Origin of the sequence: Intestinimonas sp. MSJ-38 (genome assembly GCF_018917925.1) — a bacterium.
GTDB lineage: Bacteria > Bacillota > Clostridia > Oscillospirales > Butyricicoccaceae > Pseudobutyricicoccus.
Genome location: NZ_JAHLPO010000011.1, coordinates 1 through 26,991, shown reverse-complemented (window position 1 = coordinate 26,991; position 26,991 = coordinate 1). Strand labels below are relative to the sequence as shown.

Genomic DNA, 26,991 nt, shown 5'->3' with positions numbered 1-26,991 from the left:
GAATACAATGGCATCGATCTCTAGCATCATGGGTGGCTCTTCCTCCACAAGCAGCATCTATGGAAGCCGCAGCACCAACATCATTTCCGGCCTGGCCAGCGGCATGGATACCGAATCCATGATCGAAGGTATGGTGAAAAGCTACCAGCAGAAAATCATCAGCTTGCAGCAGAGCAAAACCAAGCTCCAGTGGCAGCAGAATGCCTATCAGAGCATTTCGGATAAATTGATTGAATTTTCCAGAAAATACAGCTCTTACAGCTCTACAACCAACTTGAACAGCCAGTCGTTTTTCAAAAACGCCGTCATTACCACAACCGGCGGCAAATATGCCGATCTGATCACGGCCACTGGCAAAAGCAGCAGCCAGATCACCATCAATAGTGTGAAACAATTGGCTTCTGCTGCCCGTTATTCGTCCTCCAAGTTGGACAGCGGTGCTGTAGGCTCCGCCGTGGACTGGAGTCAGCCGGTGGTAGTCAGCCAGATGAGTGGTTCTCTTACCATCAATTATGGTGCAAATCAGTCCATCGAGCTGACATTTGACACCAATGAGGATTTTTCTAAGGGAGACGGCACACTGGATGTAGGTGCATTCCAGAAGGCCCTGAATAAAAAACTTTCCGAACAGACTTTGAAAAATTCGGATGGAAAAATTGAGGCAGCAAGTAATCTGATTGATATCAGTGTGGCGGCAAATGGGACTATCTCGTTGACCAACAAGGACGAAGGCGGTGACAGCGTCTCCATTGGCGGCGCCTATGGCAAGTTTGCCGGTATGGTCACCGATCTGGACTCGGCCGTCAAAGACAAAAGCTCCACCTTCCATATGGACATGAGCAAGCAGGTGGCGGATAAGAGCCAGATCAAGGCCGAATACCTCAGCGGCAAAACCTTCTCTGTCGCCCTCAACGGCCAGACCAAAAAGATCACTTTGGGAGATGTGGAGCGCAAAGACGGTGAAGGATGGAGTGATGCCGTAAAGCGTACCGTGCAGGAAGGGCTGGATAAGGCTTTTGGCGTGAATCGCGTCCAGGTGGGGATGAACGGAGGCGCCATTTCCTTTACTGCACAAGAAAGCGATACTTTTGCCATTTATGCCGGAGATTCTGCCGCTGGAGAGATCCTGTTCGGCGAGGGCAATACTTCCTTGACCTCCTATGTGGATGTGTCCAAAAGTCTGGGGCAGCTGGGCACTTTCGATGCAGCAAAAGGCACTTTGACCATCGGCGGCGTCAAACTTGAGGGTACAGCCACACCTGTGGACCGGAAGGACTGGGTGGAAAAGGACGGAAAATACTACGACAAAGACGGCAATCTGCTGGACGAAAAGGGATACCGGGTCAATAAAGACGGCGAGCGGTTGTATGAGTTCGATATGACCGTCAACGGGGTCAAGATCGGCACCTATACCCAGGATACCGCCATGGAGACCATCATCAATGACATCAATGCCAACAGTGAGGCCGGTGTGTCAGTGAGCTATTCCAAACTGACCAACGAGTTTGTGTTCACTTCCAAAGCCACCGGTTCTGCGGGAAAGATCGATATCGGCGAGGGATTGGGCCAGGCTCTGTTCGGCAAGGTGGATACGAGTAATAAGGATAAGTATACGGCAGGCACCGATGCTGTCTTTACCGCCACGGTCAATGGCAAGCAGATGGAATATACCCGCAGCAGCAATACGGCGGATCTGGACGGCATGACCGTCACTTTTGAGGGCACATTCAATGTGGATAGCACAGAAAAAGGGGCCGATGTCACCTTCACCACTAAGACCGACACCGACACGGTGTTCAATGCCATCAAATCCATGGTGGACGATTACAACGCCATGGTCACTGAAATCAAAAAGGCCTATTCCGATATGCCTTTGCAGAAGAGCAACGGCTCCAACTATGAGCCGTTGACTTCGGAAGACGAAAAGGGCATGACCGAAAGCGAGATCAAGGCCTATGAAGAAAAGGCCAAGACCGGCATTTTGTTCATGGATCGGGATTTGTCTTCCCTGTATAGCGCTCTGCGGGATGCTGTGGTATCCAGCGGTGCTGACGGTGCCTATCTCCGTTCCATTGGCATCAAGACCAGCTATGAGGATGGCCTGACCACCATCAGCCTGGATGAAAAGGCTTTGCGGGAGGCTCTGGAGACCGATCTGGATGGCGTGGCCAATGCCTTCAACAAGAGCAAGGAAAATGGCGCAGCCACCGATGGCCTGATGACCAAGATCCAGAAAGTCACCGACCGTTATGCTGCTACCACCGGCGCGGTCAAGGGTATCCTCATCGAGAAGGCCGGTTCCAAGTATGCCCCCACCGCCGCATTGGATAACACCATTCTGGATCAGATGAAAGAGCTGGATAAGCGGATTTCCACCTGGCAGAGCAAAATGTCCGACAAAGTGGATTATTATACCAACAAATTTACACAGCTCGAAAAGCTGATCAACCAGATGAACTCCCAGAGCTCTGCGTTGGCCGGTTTGATGGGCGGCAGCTATTGATCCTGAAAAGGAGAAAGGACAGCTAATATATGGATATGCGAGGCTATCAGCGGTATCGGGAAGAATCGCTGAATACCATGACCCAAGGCGAGCTTCTGCTCTTGCTGTATGACGAGCTGGTCAAGCGACTGCGGCAGGCTGATTTGGAGATGGGGAAGCAAAATTACGAAAATTTTGAAAAAGCAGTGGATCGGGCGGTGGAGATCATCCACTATCTGTCCGACACCTTGGATCACCGCTATCCCATCAGCGGGAATCTGTCTCGTTTGTATGAATATTTTTGTTATGAACTCATCCGCGTGAAAGCAGGCCGGAACCAGGAAGAGCTGATGCGGGTGACCCGCATGGTCAGCGAACTGCGGGACAGCTTCCGCCAAGCCGAAAAGACTTCCGGGGAGCATTAGACCATGGATGAGCAAGCGCTGAAAGTCGCCATGAGCGCGGAACAGAAAATGTATACGGCCCTCAGCGAAGTGATGGAACTGACTGGAGAACTGGCCGATGCGTTTCAGCGGCAGGATCAGGTGTCGGTGCAGATGTTTCTGGGAATGCGCCAGGAACCCATTGACCGGCTGGAAAGCTGCAAGGCCATGCTGGAGCGGCAATGTCTCCAGCTTCCCCCGGAACAGCGGCAGATATTGCGGGGTATCCTGCAAGGCCAGACCCCGCCGCCCCAGGCTCAGGCCCTGGGAGAGTTGGTTCAAAAAAACAAACGGCTGCTGGATAGAATTCTGGAAGTGGACCGGCGGCTCAATTTGAGGATCGGCGGTGAACATTCCTTTTATCGCCAGCAGCCGGGCAAGCCCTGACGGCCTGAAAAATCCCCTGCCCGTTTGGCAGGGGATTTGTTCTTGTTTCTCATAGGGCAGGTATCAGTTCTGCTGGGGCAAAGTGGAGATGCACCATAGCGGCGCACCGGAAGAGCGGGAATGGGAGAGCTCATCGATGATCAGCTGAGGGTCCCAGGCGATCAGGCTTCGTTGACGGCTGTTGGGGTCGGCCACCAGGATTTTTCCCTCCAGCGTCACCCCGCGCAGCACGATAAAATGACCGCCGGAGGTAAAATGGCCTTCTCGCATCAGAGCCACGCATACCTGGCCGGAGGCCAGGGCCTGGGTGAGAGAATCGGCTGTCAGATTCTTCAGCGGCGAGACGGTGAGACCAAAGGCGGCCCCCGTATTTTGAATGAGGGAATGATAGGAGCCGCTGCCCTTGGCCCAGTGGCCATGTTCCACAGCCCATTGGGCCATAGTGGTGGGGGTCATCGTTTCATCGGTGAGGGTGGCGATGATCATGGCCATGGAGGTAGGACCACAGCCATAACCGCCGATGTCGTCCGAGCCGTAGGGCTGAGAGGCCCAGGGCTCTTCCGCCTGGTTGAAATAGACCATGTCCACATTGCCGCCAGTGAGAACCTCCCGGCCTTTTCGTTGGGCGAAATGAGTGACGCCAGGGGCTTCCTCCTGCTGGGCGGTCTGGAGGGTGGGATCGGTGGCCAGCTGGCTGGCCGGTGCCTCCTCTTGCGTTGTTTTCTCAGGAGCTTCCTCTTTTTTTAGGGAGGGAAGGTGAATGGGCGGGATCTTTTCGATGAGCTCTTTTCCGGAGTCCAGCACCTGCCGGCCGAAAGACAGCACCGGCTGGGTGATGCGGTCAAACAGCTGGGGCGAGGCAAAGCGGCACACCAGCAGTTCCACTCCGCCGATGCAAAGCACCGCCAAAAGCAAAAGCCCTATGATGTTTATTTTTTTGTGAAAACGGGATTTGCGAGACAAATACAACACCTCAACTGGAAAAATCCATCCCAAGGGATTATACTGATATTATAATAAGGGAAGAGCAAAGCCGCAAGGCAGAAAATTTTCATTTACATTGGGATGATAACTCAATAAGATCTTTCTGTATACAGAAAAAAAGGAGCGCCTTATGCCGGAAATACGCTTGGAAGAGGTCAGCAAATATTATAAGCAGGAAAATCGAAGGATTGCTGTGGTAGAAGATATCAATCTGGTAATACGCCAGGGGGAGTTTGTCTTTGTCACCGGCAGCAGCGGTGCGGGGAAAAGCACCCTGCTTCAGTTGATCCATGGACAGCTGCGGCCGGACCATGGTTCCATTTATCTCAATGACACCGACACCACGCATTTTCGCCGTTGGGGCCGGGAGCGTTATCGCCGGCAGTTTGGCTATGTTCCTCAGATCCCCCAGCTGATGCGGCAGAAAACCATTAGGGAAAATCTGGAGACAGTGGTGATGATCGGCCGTCGCCGCCGGGAAGGAATGATACAAAAAGCCCTGGGTATGGTAGGGCTTCATGGAGTGGAAGACCGGTATCCGGTGGAGCTTTCTTTGGGCGAGTGCCGCCGGGTGGAGCTGGCCCGGGCCATTATCCTCAGCCCGCCGGTGCTGCTGCTGGATGAGCTTACCGCCAATCTGGATGAAGATGCCATCTGGGATGTGTTTCACCTGTTGGACGAGATGAACCGGCGAGGCACCACCATTGTCATGGTCACCCATGCCAAGATGTTTGTCAATATGATGCGCAAACGGGTCATCACCCTGGTGGACGGCAAAGTCTTTGGGGATGTGGCCAAAGGCCGCTATGGAGATATTATATAATCAGGAACGCCCCACAGGCGTTTGGGAAGGAGAACGGGCGATGGAGCAGCAAAGAGAAATGGAGATCCCCCAGGAAGAGGATCTGATCTATGCCCTGGACATCGGCACCCGCAGCGTCATTGGGATGCTGGGGAAGGTGAAAGAGGGCAAGGTCCATATTTTTGCCATGGAAAAGCAGCCCCACCAGCAAAGAGCCATGCAGGATGGCCAGATCGAGGACATCGGCCAGGCGGCCCGGGCTGTGGTGGAAGTGACCCGGCGTCTGGAAAAGACGGCGGGAAGAAAATTGCAAAGAGCTTGCGTGGCGGCGGCCGGCCGGGCGCTGCGCACCGAAGAGGGTACCGGTACACTGGAGCTGTCCGGCATGGAAACCATCACCCAGGAGCAGGTGGCCCGTCTGGAAGCGGCGGCGGTGTCCGACGCGGAACGGGCCTTGCAGGGCGAAGGAGAAGAAGGGCAGCGGCGGCTGTTTTTGGTGGGCTATACCGCCATCCGGTATCTGTTGGATGATTATCCTTTGACCAATCTTCTGGGACATAAAGGACAAAAACTGGAAAGCCGGGTGGTGGCCACCTTCCTGCCCAGCGAAGTGATCGACAGCCTGTATGCTGTACTGGAACAGGCCGGGCTGGAGGCCATGAGCCTGACGCTGGAACCCATTGCCGCTCTCAATGCTGCCATCCCCCAGGATCTGCGGCTGCTGAATCTGGCCTTGGTGGACATTGGCGCCGGTACTTCGGATATTGCCGTGTGCCGGGAGGGCACCGTGGTGGGCTATACCATGGCCACAGTGGCCGGCGATGAAATCACCGAGGCCCTGATGCGGGCCTATCTGGTGGACTACGATACCGCAGAACGAATGAAGATGGAGCTGGGAGAAATGTCCCAGATCACTTTTACTGATGTGCTGGGATTGGAGCAGACCTATTCGGCGGAAGAGGTGATGGCCGCCGCCGACGGCGCAGCCCAGAATCTGGCCAGCCAGGTGGCGGAGAAAATTCAGAAGCTCAACGGCGGAGCGCCGTCGGCGCTGTTTTTGGCCGGAGGCGGCAGCAAGCTGTCTACCCTGCGGGAAAAATTGGCGGAGACTCTGGGGATGGATTCCCACCGTGTGGCGCTGGCCGGAGCCCATTTCAAGAGAAGTGCCCAGTGGGACAGCAGCGAAATGGAGGACCCGGAGTACACCACTCCGTTGGGGATCGCCATTTCCGCCGGATTGGGTCTGATTGGTGACAGCTATCGGGTATTCCTCAATGGCAAACAGGCCAAACTATTTCGGAGCGGCCAGCTGAGTGTACTGGAAATTCTGATGATGAACGGCTATACCTATCGGGAACTTCTGGGGCGCAATGGAAAGAGCGTGATACTGGAAGTAGATGGGCGCCGGGTGGTTTTCCCTGGCCAGCCTGCTATTCCCGCTCAGCTGAAAGTCAATGGCAAGGAAGTGCGCCCCTCCACACGGGTCCAGGCAGGAGATCGGATTGATTTCACTCCGGCCCAGCCGGGAGAAGACCGGGTGGTATTGGTTCGGGAAGTGATGGAGCGAGTGGGAGCCCGGCAGCTTTTGGCCCAGGGACGCCCTCTGGCCCCCGATGAACCGGCGCCCCAGGGAATCCCTTTGCGCACGGCCGGGAAGGGGGAAAACAATCCTCCGGCTTCTCAGCAGCCTGCGCCCCAGGCGATGGAGCATATTGCTTCACCGGTGGAAACAAGGTCTCAGCCTTCGCCTCCCGTTCCTGCCGCACCGGTGGCAGCTGCGCCGGCGGCCCGGCCTTTGCGGCTGACTTTCAATGGCCAATCCATCCTTCTGCCGGGAAAAGCCGACGGGAATCCTTATTATTTGATGGATTTGCTGGAGCGCTCGGGAATTGATTTTGAAAAGCTGGATCGGCCGGTGACCCTGCGGGTCAATGGGAGAGACGGCACCTTCCAGCAGATTTTGCAGATGGACGATCAAGTAGAGATCCGCTGCGATGAATGAAATGAGGCAATAACATGAACAAATGGAAGAAATGGCCTGTTTGTCTGGGGATGGCGATGCTGTGCACCGTGCTCCCTGGATGCTCTGGGGAGGAGAAAGACGAGGGCCTTCCGGCAGAATATTCTTTCAGCGACGAGGAAAAATTGCCGGCCTTGGGCATGGCGGAAGAAAAAGAAGGCACCGTGTGCACCGTGGAAACCAACTCGGAAACAGAAACCGAAAATTATGTCTATACCGGTCTGGCGTCGGGAGGCGAAGCGGCCAAGGAATATGTCAACCAGATGATGGAAGAGCATGACTGCGCTGTGGTGGATGAGCAGGGGACGAAACAGCAGGAACCGACCTTTACCGAAGAAAGCGGCAGTGTGATTTTGGGTAAAAATTCCCAGGATGAGACGGGGATGCTCCAGCTGAAAGTGGAATGGAGCAAAGACAGCTGCACAGTGACGCCCGCTTTGGTGGAAGGGATCACAGTGCAGGATGGAGCTCAGAACAATTTGACGGTGGATGAAGCGGTGAGCCAGCTGGAGAGTATGACCCCTCAGCAGTTGGGACTGACCGGGGATTCCATGGCAGCCTACCAGGTATATGCCCAGGAAGGCTATGACATGGTGGACGACATCAGTTGTTTCTGCATCAATGTATACACACTGGATGGCGTAGGCTCTCACCAGATTGTGGGTACCTATCTGGTGCGTGTGGATGGAATGGGCATTTATCGCCTGAACCGGCAGACCAATCAAGTGGAGCCGCTGCAATAAATAAAATAAAAAACCGTCTATTGGAAAGCAAAAGCGCCTCAGGCCATCGGAAAGATGACCTGGGGCGCTTTTTGAATTCGGTTGCTTTACAGAAAGTTTTACTGTGAGAGAGGAGTTTTCACACAGCCATGGTGGAAAAGCAGTGATGTTGTATGATACAATGCCCACGCTTGATCGATCCGTGTATTGGGATCGGTGCCGTTAGATGCTGGTATAGTGGAGGGCCCTTTGTTTATGAAAGAATCCAAGACGGCAGCTGTATGCCAAATCATCCAGAATGAACAGATCAAAAGCGCGTATCAGCCCATCATTTCGCTGACCGATGGAAAGGTCCTGGGATATGAAGCGCTGGCTCGGATCAACCGCTCGGAACCGGATGTGTCCATTGAGGAAATGTTTGTCCTGGCGGAGCAGTGCGGAAAGCTGTGGGAGCTGGAATATCTGTGCCGGAAAAAGGCCATGGCCGGGATCGGGAAGGATCTGGCCAGCCAAAAGCTCTTTCTCAATGTGGACCCATATGTGATGTATGATCCCCAATTCCGGGAGGGAATGACGCGAAAGTACCTGAAAGAATACGGCATCTCTGCGGCCAATCTGGTGTTTGAAATCACCGAGCGCACCAATATTCAGAATGAGCATATAAGCCTGTTTCAGGAGCTGGTGAGCCATTATCAAAAGGAAAACTATCAGATTGCCATTGATGATTTTGGAAAAGCCTGTGCAGGGATTCAAAGGGTCATTGATTTGCATCCCCAATTTGTGAAAATCGATATGGATCTCATCCGGGATATCCACAAGTCTCCGGAGAAATCCAGGGCTCTGAGGAGAATGGTGAAGTTTTGCAAACCTTTGGGCATTCAGCTCATCGCCGAAGGCATTGAGGAACGGGAAGAGCTGCGGGAGCTGATCCGGCTGGGGATTTCGTATGGCCAGGGCTATTTGATTGCAAAACCTCAGGAAGTGCCGCAGCCCATTGCTCCAGAGATTTTGCAGCTCATCCAGTGGGAGCGGCGTATCGCCGCCAAAGGAGCCGCTGCACCGGTGTTCCTGGTGCAAAGGGATTCCTTTACCCGGCTGCCGAGAAGCGGCGGTTAAAGGGAACACAAGGAAAAAGAAAGTCCAAACAGGATCAAAAACTAAAAAAAGAGCCGCCTTCTGGCGGCTCTTTTTTTGCAAGGGATCAATCATTTTCGTTGTTCTGCTCGCTGAGAGTAAAGCGGCTGATCAATTCTTTCATGATCTGGGCCTGGCCGGACAGCTCTTCGCTGGCGGCAGCGCTTTGTTCAGCAGTAGCGGAGTTGGTCTGCACTACACTGGAGATCTGGTCGATGCCTTCGGCAATCTGAGAAATGGACTCGGCCTGGTTGACCACATTGTCTACCACCTGGTCGATAAATTCCACAGCAGAGCCGGTGAGGGATGCAGTCTCTTCCAAAGCAGCGGAGACTTCTTCGCTGAGGCGGCTGCCATTTTCCACATTGAGAGCGGAGTGTTCGATCAGTTCCTTGGTCTGCTTGGCAGCCTGATCGGACTTGGAAGCCAGGTTGCGCACTTCGTCGGCCACGACGGCAAAGCCCTTGCCGGCGCTGCCAGCCCGGGCCGCCTCCACTGCGGCGTTCAGGGCCAGGATATTGGTCTGGAAGGCGATGTTTTCAATGGTAGCGATGATCTGACCGATCTGCTCATGGCCGTCCAGAATGGTGGACATGGCTTCGCGCAGCTCAGACATCTTCTCGTTGCTCAGAGCCACCTGAGCGCCGGCGTCATTGGCCTTGTCTTTGGCGGTCTTGGCAGCGTCGCTGTTATTCTGCACACCGGAGTTGATGTCGGCCGAAGTGGCGGACAGTTCCTGCACAGCACTGGCCTGTTCGGTAGCACCCTGAGCCAGAGCCTGGGCACCGGAGGACACCTGATCGGCGCCGGAAGAGACCTGGGCCGCCGCAGTGTCGATCTGACGAAGTGTGTCGCTCAGGCTGTATTTGATGTTCTGCAGGGATTTCAGCACAGAGGAGAAGTCTCCCTGGTACACCTCATAGTGCTGGGAATGGACGGCAAAATTGCCTTGGGCCATTTCGCCGGTCACATGGGCAATGTCGGAGAACAGGGTATTGAGGGAGTTCACAATGCTTTCGGTGGAGTGGGCCAGTACACCCACTTCGTCCTGGCTTTTGACCTGAGGAGCCGGAGTGGTCAGGTCGCCTTTCTCCAGCAGGGACAGGCGCTTGGTGCAGGCACGGATGGGAGAGGCAATGCCTTTGGCCAGCCGGATGCTCAGCAGAGAAGAAACAACCAGCACAACCACCTCCAGCACAGAGATAATGATGATGCTCCGATAGGTAGCGCCCATCAGGTCGCTGGTGTGAGAGGTAACCGCGATGCTCCAGTCGTCGGTGCCCGGCACAGGAGCATAAGCAACATACTTGCTGATGCCATCAATGGTATAAGTGCCAAAGCCGGTCTTGCCTTCGTGCATCTTCTCATGGATGGAAGCCAAAGCGGACAGAGAAGAATCAGACTGGGCCTCTTCTTCGATGTTTTCTGTGCCGATGGTATCCATGACCACATCGGCGATGGTGGTGCCGTTCTTGTCCAGCATATAAGCACCGCTGTGCTCGCTGGTATGGATGGAAGACATAATATCACAGAGAAACTCTTCAGGGGGGACAAAGTACACAACGCCCGTCACTTCCGAGTTGGGCACGCCACCCTTCCACACAGGAGCGGCCACCATGATGGACAGTTCACCGGTCGTCTTGCTGATGGTCGGGGTGGAGATGAAAATGTTGCCTTCTATCGCACTCTGGAAATATTCCCGGTCGGAATAATCATTGCCGTCAAACAGGCTCTTGCCGTTTTTGTCCAGCAGATTGCCCCGTTCCATATTATAGGATTCGGCCCAACGGTTCACCAGTTCCTGTTTCTGGGCCGTGGTCACAGTGTCGTCGCTCAACTGAGGCACCATGCCCAGAGAGGCGGCCGCACCCTGATACGAGGTCAGCTCATAGGACACACGGTCGGCGGCCAGTGCGGCCAAGGATTTCAATTCCTCTTCCAGCCGGGACTGGTTGCTGGTGTAGACAGAAAAAATGCCTACGCCGCCGCACAGCAGTGCTGCCACAGATACCAGTATGAGGAAACAGGCGGTGATCTTTTTCTGGATACTCTTCATAACAGAAGTTCCCCCCAAACAAAATACTTTTAAACACCACATAGGTACTATCGACACAAAACGACAAAGGATAAGACACTAAACAAAATTTGTAAAAAAAGATGCAAGATATATGGAAAATTCCGGGTGGAGAGGAAAGTTAATTTTGGGCAGCTTTCCGGTCGGCCCGGAGCAGATCCACAAAGAGGATGCCCAGAGGGATGAGGGTGAAGAGCAGGGCCCGGCCCAAAAACAGCCGGCACAGCACTGTGGCGATGACACCGCCCAGAACAAAAAGCACCAGCATGCTCAGATGGCACAAAAGCCGTCCCACATGATCCCAGTTGCGATGCCGCACCGCCTTGGCGAAAAAGATACCCATCTGGCGCACATGGTTGGTGCAGAAGGTGGTGGCCATGGGGATGCCCTGGGTTTTGCGGAAGGTGTTATACTGCATGGAGCAGATGAAATTGATCACCACCTGGGTGATGGCAAAGGGGGTGCTTTCGGGAAGCAGGCCCAGGAAAACAACGGTCACCATTTCCACCAAAATAAGGAGGGTATCCCAACGCATCCAGCCCAGCTGTTCCATGGTGGAGGAAGCGGCCTCAGACAAAACGGACCCCAGGAAATAGGCGCTCATGGGGATGAAAAAATAAAGGGCATGCCCCCACTGGGCCCGTCCCAGAGCCATGGCAAAGAGAACGAAGTTGGCGGTCTGGGCATTGCAGAACACCCCGCCGCGGACGGAATAGGTAAAAGCGCCAAAAAAGCCGCCTACTCCCATCAAAACAGCAAAGACCCAAAATCTCTGGGCCTCCACTTCGGCGGAGTCGGATTCGTACAGCTTGATTTTTTTCATGGAATCATCCTTTGCTTGTGTGCGGGAAAGGGATCAGGCCTTGCCCAAATAGGTTTTCATTTCCGGGGTAGGGGGGATTTTCCCCTTTTTCAGCATACGGGCCATCCGCCCGGCCATGCCGCTCTGGGAGCCATCGCTGGTGGCGCCGTCCCGCAAGGCCAGCAGGCACATCTCCGCGGCCCCCTGGAAGTCACCCCGTTTTTCCAGCACCATGGCCAGGCGTTTGTAACCTTCTCCGTGAGTGAAGATCCAGTCTCCCTTTTCCAGCTGGGGCAGGATATCCCGCCGCAGGGAGATGGCCTGGTTGCACAAAAGCAGAAATTCATCGGCAGCCGGGCCTTCGAAAACGCCGTTGCTGCGCAGGGTGTTATAGGCTTTGGGAATCTGGGTGACCAGAAGGGAATAGCGGGAGCGCTGTTCCATGATCTCCTCCCCATAGGGAGTTTGTTGGTTGAGGGCCGCAAACGGGTCCGATGTGGTTTCGGCCGGCGCTTCCGGTGTGCTCTCCGGGGGAGCAGGGGGTTCGGGAGCGGGTTCTTCCGTCGCTTTTTCCTCCACTGGCTCCGGCTGAGGAGTCTCTGGGGGTGCATCAGGGTTTTCCGGTCCGGTGAACATTTTTTTGATGGACTGCAAAAAGCTCATGCTGATTTCCGATCCTCTCTAAAATTAAGAACAAAAAATAACTGCCTTCTGGCATTTCAAATCTGTGGTTAAGTTTATTCGGTATCATAACTGTTCTGCGGTTATTATACCATAGCGGCAAGTCCATGCAGACTTGCACGCCGCCAATGCGGTGTAAAATCGGCTTTGTCGATTTTGGCTATGGTGTAACATCAACAGCAGTCGTTTTGTGAGCAAAATGGCTGAATACACAGTATCCTGCCGCACATGTGCGGCAACTGTTGATATTATACCACGAAAAAAGAAGAAGGAGCAACTTTTCTGACGGAGGAAGGAAAAGAGAAGGGGATTTGCTGGGAAAAGGCCGCTGCGGTCTTTTTTCCCGCTGGGGTTTGTGGTATAGTACCCTCTGGCGGGAAAATCTATTTCCCGACAAATTTTTGTTTTGCGAGGTGTTCTATGGCAATTCTCACTCAGATCGGCGTGGTGCTGGGAGTGTGTCTTGTGGGAGAACTGGTGGCCCAGGTCCTGCCGTTCCCCTTTCCCTCCAGCGTCATCGCCATGGTGCTTTTGTTCGTCCTGTTGTGCGCAAAAGTGATAAAACCCCATCATATCCGCCAGAAGGGGGACTTTCTGCTGAAAAATATGGCGTTCTTCTTCATTCCCGCCGGGGTGGGGATTCTGGAGAATTTTGACCAGTTGAAAGCCAATCTGCTGCTCTTTCTGGCCGTGTGTGTGCTCACCACCTTCATCACTTTTTTTGTCTCGGCCATGACGGTACGGGCCATGATGGCTTTGCAGAAAAAAGGAGGAAAATAACATGAAAGAAGTATTGCAGTCTCCTTTGTTCGGCATCGTTTTGTCGGTGCTTGCCTTTCAGGTGGGGCTGTTTTTCAACAAAAAAACCGGCTCGCCTCTGTGCAATCCGTTGCTCATTGCGGTGGCGCTGATCATCGCCGTCATCAAAATCTTTCACATTCCCCTGGAATGGTATCAGAAGGGCGGCGATGTGATCGCCATTTTCCTGGCTCCCGCTACGGCCTGCCTGGCCCTTTCGATCTATGGACAGATCAAACAGCTGAAGCGGCACTTGCTTCCGGTGGTGGCCGGTTGCTTTATGGGCTCCTGTGCTTCGGTTATCAGCGTCATTGCCCTCTGCCGTCTCTTCGGCCTGGATGAGACCATGACGGCCTCCCTCATCCCCAAATCGGTGACCACTCCCATCGCCATGGAGCTTTCGGCCCAGGGGGGAGGCGTGCCTGCCTTCACCGTGGCGGCGGTGATCTTCACCGGCATTCTGGGGGCCATTACAGCGCCTTTGCTGGTGAAGCTGCTGCGGGTGAAGGAGCCGGTGGAAAAGGGCGTGGCCATCGGTACTTGCAGCCATGCCATCGGAACCACCAAAGCCATGGAAATGGGTGAGCTGGAAGGGGCCATGAGCGGCATCAGCATCGGGGTGGCCGGCATTGCCACAGTGATCATCTGCCTGTTTTTGTAAAGGGGGAGCATGGTGAAGGAATACAGCTTCTATGCCCTTTTGCTGCGGATGAAATACATCCAGCGCTGGGGGCTGATGCGCAGCAGCATCCCGGAAAACCTCAGTGAGCACGCTTTGGAAACGGCGGTAATCGCTCACGCTCTGGCAGTGATCCAGAATACCTACCTGGGGGGCGGCGCCCAGCCGGAGCGGGTGGCCACCATGGCCCTGTTCCACGACGCTTCCGAAATTCTCACCGGGGATCTGCCCACCCCGGTGAAGCACAATGACCCGGCGCTGCGCCAGGCCTACCGGGCCATTGAGGACCAGGCCAGAGAAAGTCTTCTGGGCTTTTTGCCCGATGCCCTGCGCCAGACTTACCGGCCCATTTTCTTCTGCGAGGAGCAGGATCCGGAGCTTTACCGCTATGTGAAGGCGGCGGACAAGATCTCCGCCTATCTCAAATGCATCCAGGAGAAAAAGAGCGGCAATGACGAGTTTGAAAGCGCGGCCCGGCAGTTGTACCGCTCCATTCAGGCCCTGTCCCTTCCGGCCGCCGACTATTTTATGTCCCATTTTGCCCCGGCCTTTTCCCTCACCCTGGATGAGCAGCAAAGCGCCGGGGTGGACTTCCAGTAAGAACAAAGGGCCGAAAAGTTGCGGAATCCGGGGAAAATATAGAGGGATGCCGGGTTTTCTCTGGGAAAAATGGTGCAAAGCGCTTGCGCTTCCGGGGGAAATACCGTACAATGGATAGGAAAACAGAAGAGAGAAGAGCACACCGGCCTTTTTGCGCTTTGGGGGTTCTTCTCTTTTTGGCTGGGGCCTTCGCCGCACCCGGCAGCTGCGGCAGAAGAGAGACAAAATATGGTGAGAGTTGCCGGAGAAGAGGGATTATCGTGATGAACTTCAACAAAAAGACCGTGCGCGATATCGATGTGCGCGGCAAAAAAGTGTTGATCCGCTGCGATTTCAACACCCCCATTGACGAGAATGGGCATCTGACCGATGAAAGACGCATCCAGGGGGCTCTGCCCACCCTGCGCTATCTGATCACCAGCGGTGCCGCTGTCATCGTCGTATCCCATTTGGGGCGCCCCAAGGGCCAGTATAACCCCAAGTACACCCTGAAGCCGGTGGCGAACCGCCTGTCCGAGCTGCTGAAAATGCCGGTGACTCTGGCCAACGATGTGATCGGGGAGGATGCCGACCGCTTGTGCGCCGCCATCCAGCCCGGTGAGATCGTCATGCTGGAAAATGTCCGTTTCCATAAGGAAGAGGAAAAGAACGATCCGGCCTTTTCCCAGAAGCTGGCTTCCTATGCCGATGTATATGTGAATGACGCTTTCGGCACCTCCCACAGAGCTCACAGCTCCACCGCCGGCGTGGCGGCCTATCTCCCCGCCGTCTGCGGCTTTTTGATTGAGAAGGAAATTTCGGTGATCGGCAAGGCTCTCACCAATCCGGCCCGCCCCTTTGTGGCCATCACCGGCGGTGCCAAGGTCTCTGACAAGATCGGCGTCATCAACGCCCTTATCGACCAGTGCGACACCGTCATCATCGGCGGCGCCATGAGCTATACCTTCCTGCGGGCGCTCAGCGGTGAGGTGGGCAACTCCCCCTGTGAGCTGGACAAGCTGGATGTGGCCGCCGATATCCTCATGCGTGCGTTGGAGGGTAATGTGCGCCTGGTGCTGCCTGACGATGTGGTGGTGACCAAGGAATTCTCCCCCGATGCCGACGCCTATGTGGTGGATGCCCGCCATATGCCCGACGGTATGGGCGGCATGGATATGGGCCCCCGTACCATTGAGAAATTCAAGCGTTATTTGAAGGATGCAGGAACCGTGGTATGGAACGGGCCTTTGGGCGTGTTCGAATTTGACAAATTCGCCGGCAGCACCCGGGAGATCGCCCGGGCCGTGGCCGAGTCGGGAGCCGTGTCCATCATCGGCGGCGGCGACAGTGCCGCGGCCATTGAGCAGCTGGGCTTCTCCGATCGGGTGACCCACATCTCCACCGGCGGCGGCGCTTCCCTGGAGCTCATCGAGGGCAAGGAGCTGCCGGGCATTGCCTGCCTGATGGATTCCGATGAATAAAAAGGCCCGGGATAGAAAAAGGGAAGAGAAACAAAAAAGAGGAAATCTATGAACAGAAGATACCGCAAAACCATTATTGCCGGAAACTGGAAGATGAACAAAACTCCGGCAGAAACAAAAGAATTCATCGCTCAGCTCAAGCCTCATGCGGCCCGGGCCAAGTGGTGCGAGACTGTGCTGTGCGTGCCTTATATCGATTTGCCTGCGGCGGTGAAGGCCGCCAAGAATACCCGGGTCTTTATTGCGGCCCAGAATATGCACCATGCCGAAAGCGGTGCCTATACCGGAGAAGTGTCCGGGCCCATGCTCTGCTCTTTGGGAGTCAAGTATGTGGTCATCGGCCATTCGGAGCGCCGTCAGTATTTCGGCGAGACCGATGAAATTGTGGCCCAGAAGGTAAAGGCCGCTCTCAGCTGCGGCCTGCGCCCCATTGTGTGCGTGGGCGAGTCCATGGCCCAGCGGGAAAAGAACCTGACTCTGGATCATGTGCGGATGCAGATCAAAACCATCTTCTTTGGGGTGGATCCCAAGGATGTGAAGAAGATCGTGGTGGCCTATGAGCCCATCTGGGCCATCGGTACTGGCAAGACCGCCACGGCGGAACAGGCCGACGAAGTGGGCCGGGCCATCCGGGAATGCATCCGGGAGATTTATGGCGCCCGCCATGCCCGGTCGGTGACCATCCTCTATGGGGGCAGCATGAACCCTCAGAACGCCGGAGAACTGCTGGCCATGCCCGATGTGGACGGCGGTCTGATCGGCGGCGCTTCTCTGGATTGGGAGAAGTTTGTGGATGTGATGGAAAGCGCCAACCAGTAATGGCCTTTGGGAAGGAAACAGAATGATGAAAAAACCGATTGCATTGATTATTTTGGACGGCTACGGACTGGCCGCAAAGGGAAATTGCAATGCCATCTGCCAGGCCAGCACTCCGGTGATGGATCGGCTGATGGCAGAATGTCCCTGGCAGCCCATTCGCTGCTCCGGTCTGGATGTGGGCCTGCCCGATGGCCAGATGGGCAACAGCGAAGTGGGCCACACCAACATCGGCGCAGGACGCGTGGTCTATCAGGAGCTGACCCGGATCACAAAGGAGATCCAGGACGGCACCTTTTTTGAGAATACAGAACTGGTGAGCGCTTGCCAGAAGGCCAAGGAGCAGGGGGGCAGCGTGCACCTGATGGGTCTTTTGTCCGACGGCGGCGTTCACAGCCACATCACCCACCTGTACGCTCTGCTGGAACTGTGCAAGCGTCAGCAGATGGAGAAGGTCTATGTCCACTGCTTCCTGGACGGACGGGATGTGCCCCCCTCTTCCGGCCTTTCCTATGTGAAGGCCCTCCAGGAAGAGATGGAGAAAATCGGCGTGGGTCAGGTCGCCACCATCAGCGGCCGGTATTATGTGATGGACAGAGACCGGCACTGGGATCGGGTCCAGCCGGCCTACGAGGCTATGGTGCTGGGAAAAGGCCCCTTCTTTGCCGATCCCATCCAGGCGGTGGAAAAGAGCTATGAGCAGGGAGAGACCGACGAGTTCATGAAGCCGGTGGTCTGCTGCAAAGACGCCGGGATCAGCCACCGTGACAGTGTGATTTTCTATAACTTCCGCCCCGACCGGGCCAGAGAGATCACCCGCACTCTTACCGATCCGGAGTTTGACGGCTTTGTGCGGGAAGGCGGACTGGTGGCTCCCTATTATGTGTGCTTCACCCAGTATGACGCCGCCATGCCCGGAGTACAGGTGGCCTTCAAGCCCCAGGTGCTGGAGAACATCCTGGGCCAGGTGGTCAGTGAGGCGGGCATGACCCAGCTGCGCATCGCCGAAACCGAGAAATATGCCCATGTCACCTTCTTCTTCAATGGTGGCGAGGAACGGGTATTTCCCGGGGAAGACCGGGTGCTCATCGAGTCCCCCAAGGTGGCTACTTTCGATATGAAGCCGGAAATGAGCGCCTATGAGGTCACCGATGCGGTGTGCAGCCGCATCGAAAGCGGAAAATATGATCTGATCGTTTTGAACTTTGCCAACTGCGATATGGTGGGCCACACCGGCATGCTTCCGGCCGCCATCCAGGCGGTGGAAGCGGTGGATACCTGCCTGGGGCGGGTGCTGGCCTCCTTGAAAAAGATGGGCGGCGCAGCTCTGGTCACAGCCGACCACGGCAATGCCGAGCAGATGGCCTGCCCCGATGGCACTCCCTTCACGGCCCACACCACAAACGAAGTGCCTCTGATTCTGGTGGGCAAGAAGGCCGGGCTGAAAGAAGGCGGCCGCCTGTGCGACATCGCCCCCACTTTGCTCTCCATGCTGGGGCTGGAAAAGCCCGGGGAAATGACCGGCGAGAGCTTGCTGACAGAAGCATAGGTTGCGGGGCCAAGGTTTTTCCCGAATTTTACTCTGGGAACCCCTTCTTTCTCCCCTCCGGCGATTGACGGGGAGGGAAAAAGAGGATACAATATCCTGGTGAACACAGAACGAATATCAAAGAAAAGAGGAAAACACCGATGAAAAAGTACATTGAGATCACCGATGTGGTGGGCCGCGAAGTGCTGGACAGCCGCGGCAACCCCACCGTGGAAGTAGAAGTGTATGCCATGGACGCTGAGCAGAACAAGCTGTTCATGGGCCGGGCCGCTGTGCCCTCCGGCGCCTCCACCGGCATTTTTGAAGCCTGTGAGCTGCGGGACGAGGACAAGAGCCGCTATATGGGCAAAGGCGTCACCAAGGCTGTGGCCGCTGTCAACACCGAGATCGCTGAGTGCCTGATGGGCCAGAATGTGCTGGATCAGCCCCTCATCGACAAGATGCTCATCGAGCTGGACGGCACTGCCAACAAGTCCCGCCTGGGCGCCAATGCCATCCTGGGCGCTTCCCTGGCCTGCGCCAAGTGCGCCAGCGAAGCTCTGGGCGTGACTCTGTATAACTATGTGGGCGGCTGCAACGCCAAGACTCTGCCCGTGCCCATGATGAACATCCTCAACGGCGGCGCTCATGCCACCAACAATGTGGATATTCAGGAGTTCATGGTTATGCCTGTGGGCGCCGGCACCTTTGCCGAGGGCCTGCGTTGGTGCGCCGAAGTGTTCCACACCCTGAAGAAAGTGCTCCAGGGCATGGGCCTGGCCACCGCTGTGGGCGATGAAGGCGGCTTTGCTCCCAATCTGAAGAAGGACGAGGACGCACTGAAGGTCATCGTGGAAGCCATCGAGAAGGCCGGTTTCGAGCCGGGCAAGGACTTCATGATCGCCATGGACCCCGCTGTGTCCGAGTGGTATAAGGAAGAGGACGGCGGTTATTACCTGCTGCCCAAGGCTGGCAAGAAGATGACTCGTCAGCAGATGGTGCGTATGTGGAAGAACTTCGTGGAGAAGTATCCCATCATCTCCATCGAGGATGGCATGGGCGAAGAGGACTGGGAAGGCTGGAAGATGCTGACTCAGGCTCTGGGCGACAAGATCCAGCTGGTGGGCGACGACCTGTTCGTCACCAACACCCAGCGCCTGGCCAAGGGCATCAAGATGGGCGTGGCCAACGCCATCCTCATCAAGGTCAACCAGATCGGCACCCTCACCGAGACCCTGGAAGCCATCCAGATGGCAAACCGGGCCGGTTACACTGCCGTTATTTCCCATCGCTCCGGCGAGACCGAGGACACCACCATTGCCGACTTGGCTGTGGCTCTCAACGCCGGCCAGATCAAGACCGGTGCTCCCAGCCGTACCGACCGGGTGGCCAAGTACAACCAGCTGCTGCGCATCGAAGAGGAGCTGGAGGATATCGCTTATTATCCCGGCCTGAATGCCTGGTTCAACCTGAACAAGTAAATCTACCCTATAACACAAAAGCGGACAGGATTTCCTGTCCGCTTTTTGTATTGTTCTTCATTCTTCCCTCATCAGCAAAGTGGGGACACCGCCGGTGTGGAAAATCACGGCAGCTTCATCGGTGGGCAGATGCCCTTTTTGACACAGATCGGTGAGCCCGGCGAACACTTTGGCATTATAGGTGGTGTCCAGGAAAATCCCCTCAGTGCGGGCTAGAAGCCGCAGAGCCAGCCAGGTTTCCGGGGAGTGTTTGGCATAGCCCGGCCCCAGATATTCCTCATAAAAATGGGTGTTGTACTGTAAAGACAGGGGAGGAGTCACATGGAGCTTTTCGCAAAGGCCCTGCCAGATCTCCTGGGCGATGGGCCAGAAAGTGTGGGCGGGATATTCCACCGAAACCAGATGGACATGAAGATCTGGCCCACCCATGAGACGAAGACCGAAGAGCAGCCCGATTTCCGTAGGCCCGGCGGAAGCACTGATGAACACATGACGCAAGTCGATGTGTTTCTGTTCGGCCTGGAAAAGCAGCTCCTGGGCGGCTGCAACATAGCCCAGCGCTCCCACTACCGGATCTCCCAGGATATAGGGATTGCGGCCTTGGTCCTTCAGTTCCTGGGCCCGTTCTTCTACAAAGGCCTTACGGGCCTGCTCGTCCACCGGACCGCAATAGATCTGGCGTACTCCCATCAGATCATAGAGAAAACGGCTGTCGCCCCGGCGGGGTTTGGTGTTGGATGGAGCGGCATTGTGGATGATTTCACAGTCCAGGTTCAGACGGCAGCAGGCGGCTGCGGTGAGACGGCACAGGTTGGAAGGGGGAAGCCCAGCGGCCAGGACGATATCACAGCCCTTTTCCAGGGCCTCGCCCAGCCAGAATTCCAGAGAGCGGACTTTGTTGCCCCCCATTCCCAGGCCCATTACATCCTCCCGTTTGATCCAAAGAGAGGAATGGCCGATGGTATCGCCAAAATGGGCGGCTTTTTCCAAAAGTGTGGGCTCTGTTAAAAGAGAAATCCGGGGAATCTGAGAAAACAGCATAGAAAACCTCCAAAGAACAGGCGGCGGGAAAATCACAAGAAAACAGGATCTCCCATGGATGATGTGCTTGTTTTGTATTGTATCTTATCTTTTCCTGGGGCGCAAGTGGAAAGGCAGCGGCATAGACTGGAATGACCCCTGCCGGTAGAGTATCGGTGGGGAATCATCAAAAAAGCGAGGTATGATCATGCGACAAAAAACTCCCTATGACCGGATGTTTCCCCACTGCGGCCCTGCCCGGGGACAGTGCCCCCAGGGCGGATGGCGGGGAAATGAGCCGGTCTGCCCTCGGCCGGGGCATAGCTACTATCCTCCGGCCAAACCAGGAAGACTCTTCCAGGAAAATCAGGGGCGCAGGCAGGAGGCCTGGCACACCGGGGCCTGGCAGCAGCCCATGCCCCGGCGGGAGCAGTGGCAGGAAGAAACCGGCCCTTCCGATCCCATGGCTCCACAGGAACCCACTGTGCCGGAAGTGCCAGAATATCCTGTGCTTCCGGAGGAGCCGGAAGCGCCGGAAGAACCAGTGGTGCCGGAGTGCCCGGAATGCCCGGAGTGTCCCTCTGAGCCGGAAGCGCCGGAAGAACCAGTGGTGCCGGAATGCCCGGAGTGTCCCTCTGAGCCGGAAGCGCCGGAAGAACCAGAGATGCCGGAATGCCCGGAGTGCCCGGAGTGTCCCTCCGAGCCGGAAGAATCAGAGATGCCGGAGTGTCCGGAATGTCCGGAGCATCCCTGTCCGCCCTGCCGTCCGAACCCTTGCCCGCCTTGCGGCCAGCCAATGACCCCGGAAGAGTGCCAGAAGATGCAGCATTACACGCCATTGCCCCAGCGGCCGACCCCCCAGGCCTGCCGACAAAATAGCTGCATCACCGACAACCAGGGAACCCTGGCCCAGAATGACAACCATTCCCTCACTGTGGGATGCAATGGCCCTATGCTGATGAAGGATGCCTATTACCTGGAAAAGATGGCCCATTTTGACCGGGAACGCATTCCCGAGCGGGTGGTGCATGCCAACGGTACCGGGGCCTTCGGTTATTTCCAGACCACTTGCTCCATGACCCAGTACACAAAGGCCGGTCTCTTCTCTCAGCCGGGCAAAGTGACGCCGGTATTTGTCCGGTTTTCCACTGTGGCAGGCCACAAAGGCAGCGCCGATACCCTGCGGGACCCTCGTGGATTTGCTGTGAAATTTTACACCGAGGAAGGGAATCTGGATATCGTAGGCCTGAATTTCCCAGTGTTCTTTATTCGTGACGCCATAAAATTCCCCGATTTGCTCCATTCCCTCAAGCCTGCTCCGGATACCGGCGTGAAAGACAACACCCGTTTCTGGGACTTTTACAGCCAGATGCCGGAATGCACCAATATGATCACATATCTGTATTCCGATGAGGGCACCATTCCCTCCTTCCGGAAGATGGATGGATTTGGCGTCAATACTTATGTGTGGGTCAACAGCCAGGGAGAGCGGTTCTATGTGAAATACCACTTCCAGTCCCATCAGGGGAAAGAGACGGTGGACCGTCACGAAGCGGCCCGCCTGGCCGGGGTGGAGCCCGATGTGGCCAAAACCGATCTGTACCGCACACTGGAAAGTGGGCAAACGGCATCCTGGGATCTGGCGGTGCAGCTGATGCCCATCTGCCAGGCCACCATGCAGGATTTTGACCCTCTGGACGACACCAAACTGTGGCCGGAAGAGCGTTTCCCCCTGCATAAAGTGGGGCAGTTGGTGCTCAACCGGAATTTTGAAAATGAGTTTGCCCAGGTGGAGCAGTCGGCCTTCTGCCCGGCCAATCTGGTGCCTGGTATCGAGTTTTCCGATGATAAAATGCTCACCGGGCGGGTGTTCTCCTATGGGGATGCCCAGCGCTACCGGGTGGGGCCCAACTACACCGAACTTCCCATCAACCGGCCCCGCACACCGGCCAACAATTACCAGCAGGACGGCATGATGCGCACCACCTTCCGGAAAGGAACGGTGAATTACTATCCCCACAGCGGTGCTTTGGGTTGCGGGCCTCAGCAGAAAGCCTCCTGTCCGCCCTATACCGCCCAGTATTCCCGGGGAAATCAGATCCGTTCTCCCTTGTATCAGGCCGACGACTTTACCCAGGCCGGGGAGCGCTTCCGGGGTATGAGCCAGCTGGAGCAGGAGCATCTGGTGGACAATATCGCCGTAGAGTTGGTGCAAACACCTGCTGTGATTTCGGGTCAGTGCCTGGAGTATTTCAGAAAGGCCTGTCCTCAGTGGGCCGATATGGTGAAAAAAGCCATGGATGGCTATTTGCAAAGACGCTGAACGCAGCAAAAAACGGACGGCATTGCCGTCCGTTTTTTCTTTTAGTTAGAAGAACAGATGCATGGCCAGCGCCGCCAGAGGGATGGCGATGAGGGTACGCTCAATGAAGCAGATGATCAGTTCATGGAGCTTTACGGGGAGCTTTGTGGCCAGCATCACGGTACCGGTCTCCGAGAAGAAGATGATCTGCACCATGGAAACGATGCACAAGAAGCACCGGGCCGACTCTGAGAGGGTGGCTGCCTTTTCTGAAATCAGCAGCACCGGCAGGAACATTTCGGCAATGCCCACCGGAATGGAGGGGGCAATGGCCGCTGCATCGGGCACCTGCAAAATTTGCAGCAGAGGCTGGAACACCAGGCCGATCCACTGGAAAAGCGGGGTGTATTCCGCCAGAATCATGGCAGAAACACCAATGGCCGCCAGCATGGTCAGCACCTGAGGGAGAACCTGCAGGCCTTCTTTCAGGCTGATGGCGATGTCCTTGGGCACCGGGTTTGCAACGAAAGCCCGCTTGACAGCCCGGCCTCCGCCGCGGCGAAGGATATCCTTGTCAAAATGGGCGTCGGCTTTCCGCTCTTCCTCGGTTTGCGGAGTTCCGTCGTAGTACTCATCGGGTTTCCGGCTGATGGGAGGAATGCGCACCACAATGGCCGAGATGATGAAAGCGGTGATAAAGCTGATCAGATAGATGGCGGTGAAATGCTGGGCCACACCTGCCGTGCTGATAACCAGATAGGCAAAGCCGATGCTCACAGCACTGAAGCAGGTGGCCACCGCCACGGCTTCCCGCTTGGTGTAGACCTTTTGCCGGTAAAGACGGCTGGTGATGATAACCGCCAGGGAAGAGGAGCTGACAAAGGAGGCGGTGGCATCCAGGGCGGCCTTGCCGGGGATCTTGAACAGGGGGCGCATCAGCGGCTCCAGCAAAGCGCCAATGAATTCAATGGCGCCATAGCTCAGCAGGAAGGGCATAAAGAGGGCGCCCACCAAGATGATGAACAACACACCCAGCACAATGGGCGGGAAAACGCTTTCGCCGGTGGCTGCACCTACAATGATCTCCGGGCCCACAAAGGAGGTGGTGGTGTGCAGAGTGTAGATCACGGTGTACACCGTGCCCAGGCCATAGAGGAAGGTTTGGGCGATACCTTCTTTCCGGTAGTGTTCATAGAGCTTTTTGCTCTTTTTGCCTTTGTCAATGTAACGGGAATACACATGGAGCAGGAAGTTTCCACCAATGATAATGGTCAGGATCCAGTAGCCTGCATTGCCCAGCAGATCCACAAAGAAATTGTAGATCCATCCGAAAACGATCTGGGATTCACCGCCGATGGTCAGATTGGTGAAAAAGACGAAAATGGCCACAGCGGTGCACAGGATGAATCGGATAAAGCCTTTGGTGAACTGGGATTTGCTCAAAGTGATCTGGTCCAGCTCTTGGGACGAGAGGTCAGGACTCAGCTTGATGGTTTCAGGAGCTGTTTTTGCCATAGAAGAGACCTCCTTGTGGGATGATTGCGTCCGGCCGAAGAACTATTTTTTCTTCGCGGCCAGAATGGACAGGAACTCAAAGACGATGTTGGCCGCCATGTAGGAAGTGATCTCTCCGTGGTCATAGGCCGGGAGCACTTCCACCACATCAAAGCCGATGTAGTTCAGATCCTTCAGTTTGCGGAGCATATCCAGGGTTTCGAAAGAGGTAAAGCCGCCCACTTCAGGAGTGCCGGTGCCGGGGGCATAGGCCGGGTCCACAAAGTCGATGTCAAAGGTGAGGAAGCAAGGCTTGTCGCCCACCCGCTCCAAAGCGGTGCGGATCAGCTCATCGGTGCCCATTTCCCGCACTTTGTGAGCGGGGATCAGCAGCATTCCCAGTTCGGCTGCCATTTTGTGCTCGTTGGGATCATACAGGGAGCCGCGCATGCCGATCTGGATGGAATGAGAGGGATCGATGAGGCCTTCTTCAATGGCCCGGCGGAAGGGAGTGCCGTGGTTGTATTTTTCTCCAAAGACCTCGTCGCACAGGTCGGAGTGGGAGTCAAAGTGAACCAGAGCCACTGGGCCGTGCTTTTTGGCTACCGCCCGCAGTTCAGCCAGGGTGATGGAGTGGTCGCCGCCCAGAACGATGGGAATGGCGTTTTCCTGCAAAATGCCAGCGACGCCTTCCTCGATGGCCTTATAGGAAGGATGGATATAACCAGGGGTGATATTGAAATCACCGATGTCGCCGCCCTTGAGGGATTCCATGATGTTCACCTGCAAAATCACATTGTTGGGCTTCATCATGGCGGAAATGGCCCGGATGGCCTGGGGGCCGAAGCGGGAACCGGAGCGGAAAGAGCTGGCGGTGTCAAAGGGAGCACCGGCGATGACGAAGTCCAATCCTTGAGCGGAATCCACTTTGCTCATGCGCATGAAGGTTCCAGTGTTGCAGAAGCGGGGAGAAGAAAGAGCGCTGGCGGGTTGTTTCACAGTAGACATATCCATACCTCCTGAAAGTGCAGTATCAATAAATCTTTTATGCAGCATCGACGCTTTCTATGGGTAGATTGTAGCACGGCGAAAACACCGTGGTTATAGGAAAAGACGATAATATATCGGAAATATAGAGGAAACAACCAAAAAAAGTCCAAAAAATGGCGAAAACTTGTGATATAATATAATGCAAGCAGAGGAGGTGAAGAACATGAACATCAAGCATCTCAGTTATGTGGTGGAGATCTGCCGCTGCGGGTCCATCAACAAGGCGGCCCAGAACCTGTATATCTCCCAGTCCAGTCTCAGCGGATCGGTGAAAAGCCTGGAGGAAGAGCTTCATTATCAGCTGTTCCGGCGGAAAAATGCCGGTATTGAGCTGACGGAGGAAGGGAAGTTGTTTTTGGAATCGGCTAAAAAGATTTTGGCGGAGGCCGAGAAGATCTACCGGGTGCCCGAACAGTTTTCCAGCCAACGGAATCTGTCGGTGTCCTGCACCTATTCCACCTTGCTGATGCAAAGCTTCATCCTCTTCAAAAAATCCCACCCGGCCCCAGGGGTCCAGGACGCTTTCAAGGAAACCGGCCTGATCCAGACCATCCGGGATGTAATCGCGCAGCAATACCGGCTGTGCATCTTTTACTGCTTCCAAAGCAGGCGGGAGTATCACGCCCGCTATGCGGCCCGATACAATATGGTGGTGGAACCTTTGTGCGAAGGCATTCCCGCGGTGGCGCTGCTCTCCCGGCAGAACCCCCTTTCTTCCCGGAGGGATATCCGGCTGGAAGATCTGCCCACCCGCAGGCTTGTCACCTATGAGAACTTCGAATACGAGGATTGGCTGGGAATGCTGGGCATCCCGGCCAGTGCCAATGTGCTCTATATCTTTGATCGCGGCGGCCTGTTGGATGCGGTGCGCAAGGACAATTATATGGCGGTGGTCATGTACGATCCCCAGCAGCAACGAGAATTATCTGATTGCGTCACCCTGCCCATCACCGGTTTTTCCGATACCCTGGATGTGTGCCTTATGCGCTCCAAGTCCTATACCCTCAACGCCAGAGAGAAAAAATTTGTCCAGTTCTGCAAAAAGCGGTTCCAGACCGCTCATGAGATTTGATTTTATAAATAAATATGTAAAAAGCCCCGCAGAACCCAATGTGAACTGCACCCCATTTGTTAGACAGTATGATATACTATCTAACAAGTGGGGTGTTTTGCTATGCCAAAAGGAGTATCAAACAAACGATATACGCCGGAGTTCAAGAGAATGGTTGTAG

Annotated in this window: 23 protein-coding genes; 16 read left to right on the top strand and 7 right to left on the bottom strand. The window is 55.5% G+C overall.

The genetic code is table 11. From position 1 onward, the window contains the following. Positions 1–7: 7 nt before the first annotated feature. The 3 genes from fliD to KQI26_RS08345 are packed head-to-tail and all read left to right on the top strand — an operon-like array spanning position 8 to position 3,312. Positions 8–2,503: a flagellar filament capping protein FliD gene (fliD, locus tag KQI26_RS08355; RefSeq protein ID WP_216504062.1), complete on the top strand. Its 2,496-nt coding sequence runs from the start codon at positions 8–10 to the stop codon at positions 2,501–2,503. A 29-nt stretch (positions 2,504–2,532) separates the two neighbouring features. Next, entirely contained in the window at positions 2,533–2,907 is a 375-nt protein-coding gene (fliS, locus tag KQI26_RS08350; RefSeq protein WP_216504061.1) for a flagellar export chaperone FliS, read from the top strand. 3 nt (positions 2,908–2,910) lie between these two features. Beyond that, on the top strand, positions 2,911–3,312 hold the full coding sequence (locus tag KQI26_RS08345) for a hypothetical protein (RefSeq protein ID WP_216504060.1): 402 nt from the start codon (positions 2,911–2,913) through the stop codon (positions 3,310–3,312). Between the two features lie 63 nt (positions 3,313–3,375). On the opposite strand, the gene KQI26_RS08340 is transcribed toward KQI26_RS08345, so the two are convergent. Further along, positions 3,376–4,275: a C39 family peptidase gene (locus KQI26_RS08340; RefSeq protein WP_216504059.1), complete on the bottom strand. Its 900-nt coding sequence runs from the start codon at positions 4,273–4,275 to the stop codon at positions 3,376–3,378. A gap of 151 nt (positions 4,276–4,426) precedes the next feature. Between KQI26_RS08340 and KQI26_RS08335 the strand changes: the two genes are divergently transcribed. The 4 genes from KQI26_RS08335 (at position 4,427) to KQI26_RS08320 (ending at position 8,956) form a co-directional block, all read left to right on the top strand. Further along, a complete protein-coding gene (locus KQI26_RS08335) occupies positions 4,427–5,119 on the top strand; it encodes a cell division ATP-binding protein FtsE (protein WP_216504058.1) in 693 nt (230 codons plus the stop codon). 40 nt (positions 5,120–5,159) lie between these two features. Then, the gene (locus KQI26_RS08330) at positions 5,160–7,100 is read left to right on the top strand and encodes a cell division protein FtsA (RefSeq protein ID WP_216504057.1); all 1,941 of its coding nucleotides are present in this window, start codon (positions 5,160–5,162) and stop codon (positions 7,098–7,100) included. A 14-nt stretch (positions 7,101–7,114) separates the two neighbouring features. After that, complete coding sequence (locus KQI26_RS08325; RefSeq protein ID WP_216504056.1) at positions 7,115–7,861, top strand: hypothetical protein; 747 nt, start codon at positions 7,115–7,117, stop codon at positions 7,859–7,861. 234 nt (positions 7,862–8,095) lie between these two features. Continuing rightward, positions 8,096–8,956 (top strand): EAL domain-containing protein, encoded by an 861-nt coding sequence (locus tag KQI26_RS08320; RefSeq protein WP_216504055.1) that lies wholly within the window; start codon positions 8,096–8,098, stop codon positions 8,954–8,956. 85 nt (positions 8,957–9,041) lie between these two features. On the opposite strand, the gene KQI26_RS08315 is transcribed toward KQI26_RS08320, so the two are convergent. The 3 genes from KQI26_RS08315 to KQI26_RS08305 form a co-directional block, all read right to left on the bottom strand. Then, positions 9,042–11,030 (bottom strand): methyl-accepting chemotaxis protein, encoded by a 1,989-nt coding sequence (locus tag KQI26_RS08315; RefSeq protein WP_216504054.1) that lies wholly within the window; start codon positions 11,028–11,030, stop codon positions 9,042–9,044. Between the two features lie 139 nt (positions 11,031–11,169). Continuing rightward, positions 11,170–11,871, bottom strand: coding sequence for a YoaK family protein (locus tag KQI26_RS08310; protein ID WP_216504053.1), 702 nt, complete (start codon positions 11,869–11,871; stop codon positions 11,170–11,172). 33 nt (positions 11,872–11,904) lie between these two features. Then, complete coding sequence (locus KQI26_RS08305) at positions 11,905–12,513, bottom strand: hypothetical protein (RefSeq protein ID WP_216504052.1); 609 nt, start codon at positions 12,511–12,513, stop codon at positions 11,905–11,907. A 438-nt stretch (positions 12,514–12,951) separates the two neighbouring features. Between KQI26_RS08305 and KQI26_RS08300 the strand changes: the two genes are divergently transcribed. The 7 genes from KQI26_RS08300 to eno all read left to right on the top strand — a co-directional run bounded on the left by KQI26_RS08300 (position 12,952) and on the right by eno (position 19,893). After that, entirely contained in the window at positions 12,952–13,311 is a 360-nt protein-coding gene (locus KQI26_RS08300; protein WP_118747611.1) for a CidA/LrgA family protein, read from the top strand. Between the two features lies 1 nt (position 13,312). After that, the gene (locus KQI26_RS08295) at positions 13,313–13,990 is read left to right on the top strand and encodes an LrgB family protein (protein WP_216504051.1); all 678 of its coding nucleotides are present in this window, start codon (positions 13,313–13,315) and stop codon (positions 13,988–13,990) included. A gap of 9 nt (positions 13,991–13,999) precedes the next feature. Further along, a complete protein-coding gene (gene yfbR / locus KQI26_RS08290; protein ID WP_216504050.1) occupies positions 14,000–14,608 on the top strand; it encodes a 5'-deoxynucleotidase in 609 nt (202 codons plus the stop codon). Positions 14,609–14,871: 263 nt separating this feature from the next. Further along, a complete protein-coding gene (gene pgk / locus KQI26_RS08285; protein WP_177614138.1) occupies positions 14,872–16,068 on the top strand; it encodes a phosphoglycerate kinase in 1,197 nt (398 codons plus the stop codon). Between the two features lie 48 nt (positions 16,069–16,116). Beyond that, positions 16,117–16,887 carry a triose-phosphate isomerase gene (gene tpiA / locus KQI26_RS08280; protein ID WP_118747656.1) on the top strand — a complete coding sequence of 257 codons (771 nt, stop codon included), beginning with the start codon at positions 16,117–16,119 and terminating at the stop codon, positions 16,885–16,887. 25 nt (positions 16,888–16,912) lie between these two features. Beyond that, a complete protein-coding gene (gpmI, locus tag KQI26_RS08275; RefSeq protein ID WP_216504108.1) occupies positions 16,913–18,433 on the top strand; it encodes a 2,3-bisphosphoglycerate-independent phosphoglycerate mutase in 1,521 nt (506 codons plus the stop codon). 140 nt (positions 18,434–18,573) lie between these two features. Continuing rightward, positions 18,574–19,893 (top strand): phosphopyruvate hydratase, encoded by a 1,320-nt coding sequence (gene eno / locus KQI26_RS08270; protein WP_216504049.1) that lies wholly within the window; start codon positions 18,574–18,576, stop codon positions 19,891–19,893. Positions 19,894–19,950: 57 nt separating this feature from the next. Here eno and KQI26_RS08265 read toward each other — a convergent pair whose 3' ends face one another. After that, positions 19,951–20,934, bottom strand: coding sequence for a pyridoxal-phosphate dependent enzyme (locus KQI26_RS08265; RefSeq protein ID WP_216504048.1), 984 nt, complete (start codon positions 20,932–20,934; stop codon positions 19,951–19,953). A gap of 187 nt (positions 20,935–21,121) precedes the next feature. Between KQI26_RS08265 and KQI26_RS08260 the strand changes: the two genes are divergently transcribed. Next, positions 21,122–23,236: a catalase gene (locus tag KQI26_RS08260; RefSeq protein ID WP_253292751.1), complete on the top strand. Its 2,115-nt coding sequence runs from the start codon at positions 21,122–21,124 to the stop codon at positions 23,234–23,236. Positions 23,237–23,281: 45 nt separating this feature from the next. Here KQI26_RS08260 and KQI26_RS08255 read toward each other — a convergent pair whose 3' ends face one another. Together KQI26_RS08255 and speB are read right to left on the bottom strand one after the other, a co-directional pair. Beyond that, a complete protein-coding gene (locus KQI26_RS08255) occupies positions 23,282–24,730 on the bottom strand; it encodes a YjiH family protein (protein ID WP_216504047.1) in 1,449 nt (482 codons plus the stop codon). A gap of 42 nt (positions 24,731–24,772) precedes the next feature. Further along, complete coding sequence (gene speB, locus KQI26_RS08250; RefSeq protein ID WP_204750638.1) at positions 24,773–25,717, bottom strand: agmatinase; 945 nt, start codon at positions 25,715–25,717, stop codon at positions 24,773–24,775. A 205-nt stretch (positions 25,718–25,922) separates the two neighbouring features. On the opposite strand from speB, the gene KQI26_RS08245 reads away from it, so the two are divergent. Further along, on the top strand, positions 25,923–26,831 hold the full coding sequence (locus tag KQI26_RS08245; RefSeq protein ID WP_216504046.1) for a LysR family transcriptional regulator: 909 nt from the start codon (positions 25,923–25,925) through the stop codon (positions 26,829–26,831). The last annotated feature ends 160 nt before the right edge of the window (positions 26,832–26,991 follow it).

Bases quoted from the DNA above. Each gene is read 5' to 3' on its own strand.
- fliD (WP_216504062.1), top strand. From the start codon at position 8: ATGGCATCGATCTCTAGCATCATGGGTGGCTCTTCCTCCACAAGCAGC.
- fliS (WP_216504061.1), top strand. From the start codon at position 2,533: ATGGATATGCGAGGCTATCAGCGGTATCGGGAAGAATCGCTGAATACC.
- KQI26_RS08345 (WP_216504060.1), top strand. From the start codon at position 2,911: ATGGATGAGCAAGCGCTGAAAGTCGCCATGAGCGCGGAACAGAAAATG.
- KQI26_RS08335 (WP_216504058.1), top strand. From the start codon at position 4,427: ATGCCGGAAATACGCTTGGAAGAGGTCAGCAAATATTATAAGCAGGAA.
- KQI26_RS08330 (WP_216504057.1), top strand. From the start codon at position 5,160: ATGGAGCAGCAAAGAGAAATGGAGATCCCCCAGGAAGAGGATCTGATC.
- KQI26_RS08325 (WP_216504056.1), top strand. From the start codon at position 7,115: ATGAACAAATGGAAGAAATGGCCTGTTTGTCTGGGGATGGCGATGCTG.
- KQI26_RS08320 (WP_216504055.1), top strand. From the start codon at position 8,096: ATGAAAGAATCCAAGACGGCAGCTGTATGCCAAATCATCCAGAATGAA.
- KQI26_RS08315 (WP_216504054.1), bottom strand. From the start codon at position 11,030: ATGAAGAGTATCCAGAAAAAGATCACCGCCTGTTTCCTCATACTGGTA.
- KQI26_RS08310 (WP_216504053.1), bottom strand. From the start codon at position 11,871: ATGAAAAAAATCAAGCTGTACGAATCCGACTCCGCCGAAGTGGAGGCC.
- KQI26_RS08305 (WP_216504052.1), bottom strand. From the start codon at position 12,513: ATGAGCTTTTTGCAGTCCATCAAAAAAATGTTCACCGGACCGGAAAAC.
- KQI26_RS08300 (WP_118747611.1), top strand. From the start codon at position 12,952: ATGGCAATTCTCACTCAGATCGGCGTGGTGCTGGGAGTGTGTCTTGTG.
- KQI26_RS08295 (WP_216504051.1), top strand. From the start codon at position 13,313: ATGAAAGAAGTATTGCAGTCTCCTTTGTTCGGCATCGTTTTGTCGGTG.
- yfbR (WP_216504050.1), top strand. From the start codon at position 14,000: ATGGTGAAGGAATACAGCTTCTATGCCCTTTTGCTGCGGATGAAATAC.
- pgk (WP_177614138.1), top strand. From the start codon at position 14,872: ATGAACTTCAACAAAAAGACCGTGCGCGATATCGATGTGCGCGGCAAA.
- tpiA (WP_118747656.1), top strand. From the start codon at position 16,117: ATGAACAGAAGATACCGCAAAACCATTATTGCCGGAAACTGGAAGATG.
- gpmI (WP_216504108.1), top strand. From the start codon at position 16,913: ATGAAAAAACCGATTGCATTGATTATTTTGGACGGCTACGGACTGGCC.
- eno (WP_216504049.1), top strand. From the start codon at position 18,574: ATGAAAAAGTACATTGAGATCACCGATGTGGTGGGCCGCGAAGTGCTG.
- KQI26_RS08265 (WP_216504048.1), bottom strand. From the start codon at position 20,934: ATGCTGTTTTCTCAGATTCCCCGGATTTCTCTTTTAACAGAGCCCACA.
- KQI26_RS08260 (WP_253292751.1), top strand. From the start codon at position 21,122: ATGCGACAAAAAACTCCCTATGACCGGATGTTTCCCCACTGCGGCCCT.
- KQI26_RS08255 (WP_216504047.1), bottom strand. From the start codon at position 24,730: ATGGCAAAAACAGCTCCTGAAACCATCAAGCTGAGTCCTGACCTCTCG.
- speB (WP_204750638.1), bottom strand. From the start codon at position 25,717: ATGTCTACTGTGAAACAACCCGCCAGCGCTCTTTCTTCTCCCCGCTTC.
- KQI26_RS08245 (WP_216504046.1), top strand. From the start codon at position 25,923: ATGAACATCAAGCATCTCAGTTATGTGGTGGAGATCTGCCGCTGCGGG.